A 13775-nucleotide genomic window follows, 5' to 3' on the forward strand; every position below is an offset into this window, starting at 1 on the left:
ATTACATAGCTATTTTGTGTGAAATATTCTTATTTGAGCAAGATAAAGTTGGAGCGATAAAAAAATAGGATTAAGGAAGAAAGAGGGAAAAATAATGTCTAAACAACAAATTGGTGTAGTTGGTTTGGCTGTAATGGGTAAGAACCTAGCTTTAAATATTGAAAGCCGCGGTTATTCTGTCGCTGTATTCAACCGTTCTTATGACAAAACGGAAGAATTTTTAAAGAACGAAGCTGAAGGAAAGAATTTTGTAGGCGCACGTACTGTTGAAGAATTCGTAAATTCTTTAGAAAAGCCGCGCAAAATTTTGTTAATGGTTAAAGCAGGTACTGCAACAGATGCTACCATTGACTCATTAAAGCCATTTCTTGAAGAAGGCGATATCCTGATTGATGGCGGGAATACATTCTTCCAAGATACAATCAGACGTAATAAGGAACTAGAAACAGCAGGGTTCCATTTCATTGGAACTGGAGTTTCTGGTGGAGAAGAGGGCGCATTAAAAGGTCCTTCTATCATGCCTGGCGGTAAGGAAGAAGCTTATAACCTTGTTAAACCAATTTTAGAAGCCATTTCTGCAAAAGTAGAGGGCGATCCTTGCTGCACGTATATTGGTCCAAATGGTGCAGGTCACTATGTGAAAATGGTTCATAACGGAATCGAATATGGAGATATGCAGTTAATCTGTGAAGCTTATTTTATCTTGAAAAATGTCCTTGGTTTAGATGCGAAAGAGCTTCATGAGGTCTTTGCTGAATGGAATAAAGGCGAATTAGACAGCTATTTGATTGAAATCACTGCAGATATCTTTACAAAAGTGGACGAAGAAACAGGTAAACCAATGGTTGACTTGATCCTCGATACTGCTGGTCAGAAGGGTACTGGTAAGTGGACAAGCCAAAACGCTTTAGACTTAGGTGTTCCACTTCCAATTATCACTGAATCCGTATTTGCCCGCTTTATTTCAGCTTTGAAGGATGAGCGTATTAAAGCAAGCAAGGTTCTTAATGGACCTGAAGTTAAGAACTTTGAAGGCAATAAAGAAGAATTAATCGAAGCTGTTCGTAAAGCATTGTATATGAGTAAAATTGTTTCTTATGCACAAGGTTTTGCGCAAATGCGTGCTGCATCTGAAGAATACGATTGGAATCTTCGTTACGGAGATATCGCGATGATTTTCCGCGGAGGCTGTATCATTCGTGCACAATTCTTACAAAAAATTAAAGATGCTTATGACCGCGAGCCTGAACTAAAGAACTTATTATTAGATCCTTACTTTAAAGAAATCGTTGAAAACTATCAGCAGCCATTACGTCAAGTTCTTGCTGTTGCCATTGAGCGTGGAATCCCAGTTCCATCCTTTGCAAGCGCAATTGCTTACTATGATAGCTATCGTACTGAAACACTTCCAGCGAATCTTCTGCAAGCACAACGCGACTATTTTGGAGCACATACGTATCAACGTATTGATAAAGAGGGAGTATTCCACACAAATTGGATGGAATAATACCTCAATAAAAAAACAATTATGAACCACCTTCAAAAGGAGACAAAAACTAGCCTAAATGCTGTAATTGTCTCCTTTTTGTTGTCTAAAAATCATAGTGAAAAAGCAATATCAGTCAAATTATCGATATTATTGAGCAGTTTTAGAGAATGTTTTTTGTTTATTTCTGCAATATAATATAAATATGTTCAGTTGGCAAACTACGATGTTAACGCTTACTTCTAAGGGTGTGAAAGCAATGGGAAAGTTAACGAACTCTTCATTAAGAAAAAGAATAATGGATGAGTGGATATACGGTTTTTACCGAATACAGGGAGTTGACTTTTACAACTTTAATTTTCACTCACATCAAGAATATGAGATTTATTTTTTTCACTCGGGTGATTGTAAGTATTTAATTAACAATCGCATTTACGAATTGCAGCCTGGTGATATCATTCTACTGGACGGAATGACATTGCATAAAGCGAATCCAGGAACAGACAGTACGTATACAAGAAGTATGCTTCATTTTTCACCTAAATGGCTGCAGGAGTCATTAATTGGACTTGGAGTTCCTAATTTGTTAGATCCGTTTAAAAAACTTAATAACTGCCTAATTCGCACTGGTTACGATGAATTTGGACAATTTGTGGATGGAAGGATTAAGGAAATAGCTCGCTCACTTTCTCATATTGATGAAGAATTCCAGCCGACAGGTAAGAAAAATGAGCTGCTGGAAGCTGAAGTAAAACTTGAGTTAATTCAATTATTGATGGGGATATATAAAATGAGTCAAAAGGATTTATCTCAAGTGACGAGTAAAAGGTCGGAAAAAGAACTTCATGCAGAGTCTATTGCCTCTTGGATTAATGATCACTATTCTGAAAAAGTCAGTTTAGACAGAATTGCAGAAGAGTTAAGTTTGAGTAAGTATTATGCTTCACATATTTTTAAAGAAGTCACTGGCTTTACCGTGATGGAATATGTGATGGCATGCCGGCTTAATCAGGTAAAGTATTTGTTAGAAATGGAGCCTGATCAATCATTAACAGATATTTCTCGTGCAACAGGCTTTGAGAGTGTAGCCCATTTCAGCCGCTTTTTTAAAGAAAAGGTCGGCACCACTCCTTCACATTATCGTAAAACGAAACGCAGGTAGCCATATTCTTAGGAATAAGGAGGAAAAGAATAAATGAATCAAGATTTATTAATTTCAGGATTTTCAGATGAAATTTCATCTGAATTTGATACCCAGCTTGAGGTTGTCTCAAATTTAGGGATGAAATATATTTCGTTACGCGGCATTGATGGGAAAAATATTGGTGATTTTACTGTTGATGAAATCAAAGAAACCGTACAGCCAAGACTGCAAAAAGCTGGAATTGGTGTTTCTTCCATTGGCTCACCTATTGGTAAAGTATTCATCAATGATGAAGAAGGCTTTGCGAAACAAAAGCATATGCTGGACACGCTTTGCCAAATTAGCCACTTGCTCGATTGCAAATATATGCGAATCTTCAGCTTCTATATTCCTAAGGGTGAGGATACAGATCAATATCGTGGTGAAGTGGTTAGAAAGCTTAAGGAATATGCTGCAATTGCAGAAAAATATAATGTGATTTTACTTCATGAAAATGAAAAAGATATATTTGGAGATATTGCTAGACGCTGTCATGAGATTTTGACAGAAGTTGGTTCTCCGTACTTTAAAGGGATTTTCGACTTCGCTAATTTCGTACAGTGCGGTGAGGATACACAGGAGTGTTACGATCTCTTAAAGGATGAGATTGTTTATATACACATAAAGGATGCTGTAACATCTGATAGCCAAAACGTTGTCTGTGGAACTGGAGAAGGGAAAATACCAGAAATTTTAGCTCAGTTTATTAAGAGCGGCTATAAAGGCTTTTTAACCCTTGAGCCACATCTCGTTCTCTTTGATTCTCTAAAGGATTTAGAGCTTGAGGATGCGACCGAGATCATAAAAGACGACAAAGGGCTGGACGGTGCCGGCGGTTACAAGCTTCAATATGAAGCACTTTTAGAAATTCTTAAAACAATCGAAAGCGAGGAGAAGTAATTATGAAACAAGTAAGATTAGGTATTATTGGACTTGGAGCACAAGGTGGAGCATACGCTGGATTCATAGCAGAAGGAAGAGTTAAAAACATGGTGATTGGAGCAATTTGTGACAATGACCCAGAAAAAAAGGCAGTAGCAGCAGAAAAATATCCTGATGTTCCTTTTTATGATAACTATACTGAAATGCTTGAGAGCGGTGACGTTGATGCGGTCGTAACATGTGTGCCGCATTACCTTCACCCAGAGATGGGAATCGAAGCATTGAGCAAAAACATCCATGCATTGGTTGAAAAGCCTGCAGGTGTTTATACCAAACAAGTAAAAGAACTAAATGAATTTGCGGCAACAAAGCCAGAGCTAACATATGCGATTATGTTCAACCAAAGAACAAACCCGCTTTATCAAAAACTGAAAGAACTAATTGATAGTGGTGAAATTGGCAGTATCCGCCGTACAAACTGGATGATTACTACATGGTGGAGACCACAAGGTTACTACAATCAAAGTGAATGGAGAGCAACATGGGGCGGCGAAGGCGGTGGTGTCCTTGTGAACCAAGCACCACACCAAATCGATTTACTTCAATGGATTTGCGGCATGCCTAAAAAGGTTTCTTCGACTGTTAAATACGGCTACCAACGTGATATCGCAGTAGAAGATGAAGTAACAGCTGTTTTTGAATACGAAAACGGTGGAACAGGTGTATTTGTTACTTGTACGCATGATGTTCTTGGAACAGACCGTTTTGAAATCTTAGGTGACAATGGGAAAATTGTTGTGGATGACAGCAAAAAAATTACCATCAAACGTCTTAAAAAGCCTGAGCCAGAAATGAATGCAACGATGGACATGAGAGATGTCATGAGCATTTTCATGGGTGGCGATACTTCTGATATCTATAGCACAGAAGAGATTGTATTCGAAAGTGTATGGGGCGGCCAACATATTGCTGTTTTAGAGAACTTCGCGGCAAATATCGTAGACGGTACACCATTAGTCGCACCTGGAAGCGATGGTATCAATGGAGTTGCTTTGGCAAACGCTATCCACTTATCAAGCTGGTTAGGTAAAGAAGTTGAGCTTCCAATTGACGAAGAACTATTTTTAGCAGAATTAAATAAAAAGATCGAAGAAGAAGGCAAGTACCCGGTTAGAAAATAATCAAATAACTTTTCAAAAAGATAAATCAAACAAACGAACTCATAGCGGTCATGCCATGAGTTCGTTTGCAAAGGGGATAGGCTGATGCTAAAAGTAGCAGTAATAGGACTTGGAGATATTTCAAAAATTCATATTCCAGCTATACAAGCTAACCCAAATGCTGAGTTAGTGGCAGTATGTGATCTTGATGAGTCATTAAAAGATTCTGTACCTGGTGTAAACTTTTATACGGATTTTCACGAGATGCTTGAAAAAGAAAACCTTGATGTTGTCCATAATTGTCTGCCTCACTATCTACACTACCCTGTAACAAGAGATTGTGTAGAAGCGGGAGTTCATGTTTTTCAAGAAAAGCCGCTGGGCTTGAACACGGAAGAAGGACAGGCACTTGTAAAACTAGAGGAAGACCACAGTGATGTCAAAATCGGGGTGTGTCTGCAAAACCGTTATAATGAGTCGTTTGAAATGCTTCAGGAGATTCTAAAGAGCGGCGAATATGGCAAGGTCACAGGGGTAAAAGGTTTGGTGTCTTGGTATCGGCCGAAGGCTTATTATGATGTGAAACCTTGGCGTGGAAAAATGGAGTTTGCCGGTGGCGGTTCCATGATTAATCAATCCCTTCATACCCTAGATTTGATACAGCTTGTAGGCGGAAAAATAGAATCAATAAAGGGTTCAGTAGACCAATTATTGGATTATGGCATTGAAGTAGAGGACACTGCCTCTGCACATATTCTCTTCCAAAACGGAGCAAAAGGATTATTCTTTTCAACGAATGCTAATGCTGAGAACTCCAGTGTCGAACTTGAGGTCTATCTTGAAAAAGGTAAATTTATCATTAAAGACAGCATTCTTATGGGAGTAAATGAAGAGGGGAAAAAAGAAGAATTGGTAGAAGACGCTAAACTGCCTGGATCGAAATTCTATTACGGTGCCAGCCATGCGAAAACAATCAATCAATTCTATACCTGTATTTTACAGGGCGCTGATAATTATGTTCATGCAAAGGATGCTCTCGTATCCATACAAATGATTGATGCCATTCGACTTTCTTCAGAGACAAAACAAAGTATTAAGATGGAGGGATAACCATGAAAAAAGGTAAAATCGGCGTTCAAATGATGATGCTAAAAGGCAAAGTAGAAGAACTCGGTGTATATGAAACAATGAGAAAGGTAAGAGAGCTTGGCTATGGAGCTGTAGAAGTATCGCAAATTCCCATGACAACTGAAAATGTTGCCGAGTTAAAAAGAGCGAGTGAAGACTTTGATATCAAAATTGCAGCGTTATCTGCAGCGGTTGAGCCAATGGTGCCCGGCATGCCTGGCGAGACCTTGTCTAACGATTTTGATAAAATTGTAAGCGATTGTAAGACGTTAAACTGTAACTTCCTGCGCATCGGTATGATGCCTTTAACCGTTATGGGACATAAAGATAAAATCATGGAATTTATTGATAAAGCAGAAGGATTGGCCCATAGATTAGCTGAGCATGGAATTGAATTGTATTACCATACACACCATTTGGAATTCCAAAAATATGATGGTGTATATTTGCTGGATCTAATTAAAAATAACACAACTAAGCTTGGTTTTGAGTTAGATGTTCACTGGATCCAAAGAGCTGGCGAAAATCCTGTGGAGTTCGTAAAAAAATACAAGGGCCGTATTTCATTATTGCACTTGAAAGATTATCGAATTGGACAGATGGATCTAAGTGAAGTCGACTTCAAAGATATGGCCAAATTCATGCACATCTTCACGAATACGATTGAATTTGCAGAACTTGGTGAAGGAAACCTTGATCTTAAAGCAATTATAGAAGCAGGTCTTGAGAGTGGGGCCCAGTATTTCTTGGTAGAACAAGATAATACCTATGGACGAGACCCATTCGAATGTCTGGAAGTTTCCGCTAATCACCTAAGAGATCTAGGTTACGCTGCCTGGTTTTAATATATTGAAATAGATAAAGACGAGAAAGGCAGTGGGTTTCACTGCCTTTTTTCATTGGAAAAATTAAGTCTAGGTAATTACTTACACGTGTATTTTTATAGAGAAAAAGGTATTCTATCAACGAAATTTTTAGAAAATTAAAAAACTATTGACTGCAGAAAGTAGAGATGATATTCTTTATTTAATAATTAGTTCATTAAACTAATTAAAAAATTAAATAATAGTTTACTAGCAATTTATATTTTTTTATCTAGTTATGAAAGGGTTTTCATAGAAGGGAGTGGCAAGTAAAGGGGTAGTGAATTTTCGATAATCTAAGGTTTATTGGTATAAGCAGGGGATAATTGGGGAGATAATTTTTTCAATATTCAAAAGAATGAAAGCGGTTAATTATTAGGGGGCGAAATCATGTCAAATGTTAAAGTGGATAATAGTAATCAATACAACAAAGCGAAATTATGGCAAATAGGCTTGTTTACATTAAATAATACCTCAACAAATCTTCATTTGTTTATATTAGGTTTTGTCACTTATTATGCAACTGGAATAGCTGGACTCGCAGTAATGTTGGTAAGTTCGCTATTAATGGCAGCGCGGTTATTTGATGGGATAATCGATCCTGCAATTGGCTTTATCATTGATAAAACAGAGGGGAAATTCGGAAAATTTACCCCGTTAATTGTAATCGGTAATATTATTTCAGCAGGTACTATACTAGCGGTCTATAATGTAACTCATCATTTACCAACGTCTACTCAATTTCTTTTCTTTACGGCGATGTTAATTGTAAACAAAATCGGTTATTCATTACAAACAAGTGTGACAAAGGCTGCACAAACGGTTTTGACTAATGATCCAAAGCAGCGCCCATTATATGCAATTTTTGACGGAGTTTATAATGCTGCACTTTTCACAGGCGGACAAATTTACGTTTCTGCTGTTCTAATGGCAAAGCACGGTGGGTTTAATCTTGGTTTGTTTACGGAATTAAATGGTTATGGACTTCTTCTTTCTGCAGTATTTGCGGTACTAGCAATCGTAGGTATTTGGTCAAAAGATAAGAAGGAATATTATGGTTTAGCAGAAGAAGGAACTCAAACCACTCTTCGTGAATATTGGGGAGTTATTAAAGGAAACAGACCATTACAAATGCTATCTCTTTCGGCGTCTTTTGATAAACTAGCAACTAGTATTCTTCGTTATTCCGTAGTCGGAGTTATGCTGTTTGGTATTTTGCTAGGAGATTATGCATTAAGCGGAAAAATTGGTCTTATTACATTAGTACCAGTATTATTGATCACCTTCTTAGTAGTCGGAATTGCAAGAAAGACAGGTTTAAAGAAATCCTATGTTACTTCGGCCTGGATCGGGATGCTTTCCTTCTTGGGGTTGATTGCTCTATTCTTATTCATTGATCCTGCTTCGGTTTCACTTTCTAATATCGGTGTTGCCACTATTCTCTTCATAGTCTTATATTCATTAGCCTTGGGCTTTGGAGGCATTCCAACAACACTTGTTGTTCCTATGATTGCCGATGTTTCGGACTATGAAACACATAAATCAGGTCGTTATGTACCGGGTATGATGGGCACGATTTTCTCATTCATTGATCAGCTCGTTTCATCTTTAGCTCCAACAATTGTAGGTGCTATTGTTGGTATCATCGGTTATAAAGAAAAATTCCCTGAGGTTGGGGAAGCTTTAACATCACCATTGTTTGTTGTAACCTTATTACTGGCATTCGGTTTACCAGCACTATGTTTGTTAGTATCCATTACAGCAATGAAATTCTATAAACTAGATCATAAAGAAATGGAAAAAATTCAATCTGGTATTGCCGAAATGAAAGCAAATGGGAAAAAAGATAATAAAGTTGCAATTTAATTTAGTTGAAATTTGGAACCCTGGCTAATGCTGGGGTTTTATTGCATAAGGCTGTTTTCGTTAATTGTTGTTAAAATCCTAAAGCCGATTTTAACGTGGAACAATCTATTTTGTGCTTGAGATTAAGCTTGCAAGCTCTTTTCTTACAAGGCAATGTAGAAACAAAACTTAGCTAATACAAGGGCTATAAGATAAAGATGCAATAATGTTTAAGAAAAGAGCCTAATAAAAAAAACCAATTCACAGTTTATTTACGTGAATTGGTTACAATTGGTTCATGTGTATCAAATGGAAAGTACTCGTTTTTCTCAAGCTTCTCAATTAATGTTAACAAAATCTTTTTCATGTGTTTAACCCCCAGTGATTTGATACTCTTATTATCAAATATAGGGGCGCATTTCACAATGTTGGTGAAAACGGAAACAAAGGCAATGAAAACGAGAACAATGTTGGTGAAAGCGTGTGTCAGCGCCTATTTCCTTATATTTTCTTCGTTTTTCTTGCTTTTTCATTGTTTTACATGTTTGGAAAGCATTTACAAGAAAAAAAGCCCTCAGTATTGAGGGATAAACTCATGTTGAGTTTTGGATTCTTCAAAAGCTAAGCTTAACTCTTTAATTTCTAAAAAGTTCTTAATTGCTAAGGCACAAGCGCCCATACTGCAAGCATTTTTACCAAATTCTGAAATCTGTAGTTTCCGATATTGACCCACAGTTGATGTTAGATGTGCTTTAATTTCTTCTAATGCATTCGGATACAATCGAAGCAGTTCACTATTAATCACTAAAATCTCTGGATTATAGAGGTTGATAATATTGTTAAGTCCATATGATAGAAACTTTATATAATCCTTCATTAACCTATCGGTGACTGGATCCTGCTCTATGAACCATTGATGGATGTGTTCATAGGTTACCTCTATATTGTTATGACTCTCAGACAGTTTTTTTACAAAACTCGATTCAGAGGCGTATTGTTCCCAGCATCCTAAATTTCCACATCTGCAGGGAAGACCATCTGGAACGATAATCATATGGCCAATCTCGCCTGCATAGCCATCGCAGCCTTTAAGTAATTTACTATTTACCATAATTCCTAGACCAATTCCCGAATATAAACTAACAGATAATAAGTTTTCACTTTGATAATGTTTATAAACGATCTCAGCGAATGAACACAAGTTAGCGTTATTTTCCACAAAGATAGTGATACCGGTTTCATTTTGGAGGTCAGTTTTTAAATCTTTATTATGCCATTGATGGTAAGGTACAAAATAGATGGTTTCATCGTTATTTACGATTCCGTGTATTCCAATGACTACTCCGATTAAGCCATATCGTGCATGTGAACATTTCTCTTTATAAATGGTAATTTGTTCTGCCAACCATTTTAGAATCAAATCATAATCAGACGTTTCCATCACGATTGAATGGGTGTCGAGTGGAGTACCGCTGATATCAGATAAGGTAAAAGTAATAGTATTCTTATCTAGGTCAATTCCTAACGCAAATCCTGCTTGTTTGTTAATCGAAAGCATAATAGGTCTTCTGCCTAGGTTCTTATGCTCAGCTTGAGTTTCAATAAGTAATTCCTCAGCTAATAATTCAGCTGCCTGTACTGAAATGGTTGCTTTATTCAGGCCAGTAATCTTTGCTAAATCTGCACGAGATATAAGGCCGTGTTCAATTATTTTACTAATGATTAATGATCGATTTATCTTTTTTATAAATGATGCATCTCCGGTGACCATATAAAGCACCTCCTAGGTTAATTTCTAATGAAAAATGGTTAATTGCAGTTCATAACAATTGACGTAAATAATCCATAATGTTATTATACAGGTAATTAGTTTGTTTGGTAAACAAATTAAATTACTATTTTAAAATTATCTTCCAAACAAATCTTTTTTATTTACTTTTGAAAGGGATTACACACTTTTTTATCTGACAGAAAAAAGTAAATACATGGAATAATATCCCTTGAGGAACACTTAAGTAGAAAAGGAGTGAAACGGATAAATGGGTATTCTACAGGACTTATTAAAAGATATTCCAGTGCCAAAAATGGCAAAAGTGAAAGTGAAATTTGATGATAAGAAAATTGATGATTTAGAACAGGCTTTGATGGAGAAGTTGCAGCAGGAGCATATTCGGGCATCGGTTCAGCCTGGAATGGCAATTGCTTTAGCGGTTGGAAGCAGGGGACTAGACCGTCTCGTGGAATTAACTGCAGTGACCGTTAAATTTCTAAAAGAACTTGGAGCAAAGCCTTTTATTGTACCTAGTATGGGCAGTCATGGTGGTGCAACAGCTGAGGGACAGCGTGAGGTATTAGCTCATCTTGGTGTAACGGAAGAAAGCGTCGGCTGTGAAATTCGTTCTTCCATGGAAGTGGTAAAAATCGGTGAACTGCCTAATGGCTTACCTGTATATGTTGATCAATATGCTGCAAACGCAGATGGTATTGTTGTGATCAATCGAATCAAACCTCATACTGCATTCCGCGGACCCGTTGAAAGTGGCATTATGAAGATGATTAGTATTGGTTTGGGTAAGCAAAGAGGTGCCGAGGCTTGTCATCAATTAGGCTTTAAATATATGGCAGAGAACGTGCCGGCGATGGCAAAAATGATTATGGAGAAAAAGCCATTTCTTTTTGGTGTGGCAACGATAGAAAACGCATTCGATAAGGTCGCAGTGGTGGATGTGCTATCTCCTGAAGAAATTATTAATCGAGAGGCAGACCTTCAGGCAAAAGCGAAAGAATTATTACCGAAGCTTTTCTTTGAACAATTAGAAGTCCTTGTCATTGATCAAATTGGGAAGAACATCTCGGGTGATGGTATGGACCCTAATATTACTGGTCGATATCCTACTCCTTACGCGCACGGAGGACCAGATGTTAACAAAATGGTCGTGCTCGGTTTAACTCCGCAAACAGAGGGAAATGCCAATGGCGTGGGAACGGCAGATTTTACAACGCAGCGTTTAGTGGACAGGATGGATTTAGAAGTAACCTATGCCAATGGATTAACTTCAACAGTTGTAGCACCAACCAAAATCGCAACTACATTGCCAAATGATCGTGAAGCGATACAAGCGGCAGTAAAAACAAGTAATATTTTAGATTTTAACAAAGTAAAAATGGTCCGCATAAAAAATACGTTAGAGTTAAGTGAAATCGAAGTATCTGAAGCTCTTATTGATTATGTGAAACAGCATCCAAATATGGAGCTGACTTCAGAGCTATATGACTTACCATTTGACGAAAAAGGAAACTTATTTTAAAACTAGGGAGAGTTGAAATATGAAAAATTTATTCGATTTAACAGGAAAAACAGCGGTAGCAGTTGGCGGTAACGGTGTATTAGGTTCAGCAATGGCAAAAGGTTTGGCGGATCACGGTGCGAAAGTAGCGATTGTTGGCCGTAACTTAGAAACAGCAGAAGCAGTTGTGAAAGAAATTATTGAAAATGGCGGGGAAGCCAAGGCATTCCAAGCAGATGTTAGTTCAAAGGATTCTTTGGTTAAAGTTGCAAATGAAATTGAACAATGGTCAGGCGGCTGGGATATTCTATTGAATGCACCAGGCACCAACAGCCCAACTCCATTTTTTGAATTAGATATGGACGAGTACGATAAAATTATGGATATTAACTTAAAAGGTATTGTCATGACTTGTCAGATCTTTGCTAAACGTATGATTGAGCAAGAAAGAAAAGGAAGTATTATCAATATTTCATCCGTTTCTTCTACAACTCCTTTATCAAGAGTATTTACGTATTCTGTTTCAAAAGCAGGACTTAATAGTGTCACTCAATTCCTAGCTCGTGAATTTGCAACAAGCGGGATTCGTGTCAATGCCATTATTCCAGGGTTCTTCCCAGCAGAACAAAACCGTAAAATTTTGGATAAAGACAGAATTGCATCCATTATGGGTCATACTCCTATGGAACGCTTTGGGGAGGCTGAAGAACTTCAAGGCACTACAGTATTCCTTGCCTCTGAACAAGCTTCTAGCTTTGTGACTGGCGCTCTTATTCGAGTAGACGGCGGTTTTGGAGCCATGACAATTTAATTTACACATATAGCGTTATGCCACTCAATATCTTGTATAGTGGGTGGCTTTTAAAAGCTCTTTTCTTAACTTTGTTGCTTTCGGAGATTTAAACACGTGAATGTGCTATAAATTATTGCGTGTAGCCTTCAATAGTAAGAAAAGAGCTTGCAAACTTAATTTCAAGCACAAAATAGTTTGTTCCGCGTTAAAATCGGCTTTAGGATTTTAACAACAAACTTTACGGAAACAGCCTTTATAAATGTTTGGGGAAAGGAGAGTAGACCATGTTAACAGAGAAATATAAGAAATTACAGTCGATTCTCCGAGAAATGGAAACAGTGGTTGTAGCATTCTCAGGTGGTGTGGATAGTACTTTTTTATTAAAAGCAGCTGTTGAAACATTAGGTGAAGAACATGTTCTTGCTGTAACAGCCGACTCGGAAACCTATCCCTCTAGTGAGCTTTTAGAGGCAAAAGAATTAGCTGAAAGAATCGGAGTCAAACACCAAGTGATTGAAACCTCTGAATTAGCGATTCCTGGTTACGCAGAGAATAATAAGAATCGATGCTATTTTTGTAAAAGCAGTTTATTTGATCATTTGATTCCGGTAATGGAAGAAAAGGGTTTTAATAATGTTATCTATGGTGTGATTGCAGACGACATGAACGAACATCGTCCAGGTATGCAAGCGGCTAAGGAAAAGGGAATACGCGGGCCATTGCTTGAAGCAAACCTATTCAAACAAGAAATAAGGGAGCTTTCACAGCAGTTTGATTTGCCAACCTGGGATAAACCTTCGTTTGCTTGTTTATCTTCAAGAATTGCTTACGGAGAGTACATCACAAAAGAAAAGCTGACCAAGGTTGAAAAAGCAGAAGCTTACCTAAAGAGCTTGAATATTCGTCAAGTACGGGTTAGAACGCATCAAGAAATTGCGAGGATTGAAGTAGAGCCGAATGATATGAAGATCGTTCTCGAACATCACGATTCGATTGTCAAAGAGCTCCAAGATTACGGCTATAAATATATAACATTAGATCTACTCGGATATAAGAGCGGCAGTATGAATAAAGTTCTATCTAATTTAGGTTAGTAAGTACTTAATATTAGGGTGTGTTAAAAGGTAAATGTTGATTTTAGAACTCTG

Annotated in this window: 11 protein-coding genes; 10 read left to right on the forward strand and 1 reads right to left on the reverse strand. The window is 37.5% G+C overall.

Going from position 1 to position 13775, the window contains the following annotated elements:
• Positions 1–94 precede the first annotated feature (94 nt).
• From gndA to CHI06_RS13175, 7 genes are all read left to right on the forward strand, one after another.
• Positions 95–1507: an NADP-dependent phosphogluconate dehydrogenase gene (gndA, locus tag CHI06_RS13145; RefSeq protein ID WP_095249006.1), complete on the forward strand. Its 1413-nt coding sequence runs from the start codon at positions 95–97 to the stop codon at positions 1505–1507.
• Positions 1508–1745: 238 nt separating this feature from the next.
• On the forward strand, positions 1746–2648 hold the full coding sequence (locus tag CHI06_RS13150) for an AraC family transcriptional regulator (protein ID WP_179292612.1): 903 nt from the start codon (positions 1746–1748) through the stop codon (positions 2646–2648).
• A 33-nt stretch (positions 2649–2681) separates the two neighbouring features.
• Positions 2682–3569: a sugar phosphate isomerase/epimerase family protein gene (locus CHI06_RS13155; protein ID WP_095249008.1), complete on the forward strand. Its 888-nt coding sequence runs from the start codon at positions 2682–2684 to the stop codon at positions 3567–3569.
• A 2-nt stretch (positions 3570–3571) separates the two neighbouring features.
• A complete protein-coding gene (locus CHI06_RS13160; protein WP_179292613.1) occupies positions 3572–4732 on the forward strand; it encodes a Gfo/Idh/MocA family protein in 1161 nt (386 codons plus the stop codon).
• Positions 4733–4816: 84 nt separating this feature from the next.
• On the forward strand, positions 4817–5821 hold the full coding sequence (locus CHI06_RS13165) for a Gfo/Idh/MocA family protein (protein ID WP_095249010.1): 1005 nt from the start codon (positions 4817–4819) through the stop codon (positions 5819–5821).
• Positions 5822–5823: 2 nt separating this feature from the next.
• A complete protein-coding gene (locus CHI06_RS13170; protein WP_095249011.1) occupies positions 5824–6684 on the forward strand; it encodes a sugar phosphate isomerase/epimerase family protein in 861 nt (286 codons plus the stop codon).
• Positions 6685–7092: 408 nt separating this feature from the next.
• Positions 7093–8568, forward strand: a complete 1476-nt coding sequence (locus CHI06_RS13175) for an MFS transporter (RefSeq protein WP_095249012.1) — start codon at positions 7093–7095, stop codon at positions 8566–8568.
• Between the two features lie 553 nt (positions 8569–9121).
• Here the strand turns inward: CHI06_RS13175 and CHI06_RS13180 are convergent.
• The gene (locus tag CHI06_RS13180) at positions 9122–10318 is read right to left on the reverse strand and encodes an ROK family protein (RefSeq protein WP_095249013.1); all 1197 of its coding nucleotides are present in this window, start codon (positions 10316–10318) and stop codon (positions 9122–9124) included.
• A gap of 268 nt (positions 10319–10586) precedes the next feature.
• Between CHI06_RS13180 and CHI06_RS13185 the strand changes: the two genes are divergently transcribed.
• The 3 genes from CHI06_RS13185 to larE all read left to right on the forward strand — a co-directional run bounded on the left by CHI06_RS13185 (position 10587) and on the right by larE (position 13721).
• Positions 10587–11855, forward strand: a complete 1269-nt coding sequence (locus tag CHI06_RS13185) for a lactate racemase domain-containing protein (protein ID WP_095249014.1) — start codon at positions 10587–10589, stop codon at positions 11853–11855.
• A gap of 19 nt (positions 11856–11874) precedes the next feature.
• The gene (locus CHI06_RS13190) at positions 11875–12645 is read left to right on the forward strand and encodes an SDR family oxidoreductase (protein ID WP_095249015.1); all 771 of its coding nucleotides are present in this window, start codon (positions 11875–11877) and stop codon (positions 12643–12645) included.
• 266 nt (positions 12646–12911) lie between these two features.
• Positions 12912–13721 carry an ATP-dependent sacrificial sulfur transferase LarE gene (gene larE, locus CHI06_RS13195; RefSeq protein WP_095249016.1) on the forward strand — a complete coding sequence of 270 codons (810 nt, stop codon included), beginning with the start codon at positions 12912–12914 and terminating at the stop codon, positions 13719–13721.
• The last annotated feature ends 54 nt before the right edge of the window (positions 13722–13775 follow it).

The organism is Bacillus sp. 7884-1, assembly GCF_002272245.1.
Classification (GTDB): domain Bacteria; phylum Bacillota; class Bacilli; order Bacillales; family Cytobacillaceae; genus Neobacillus.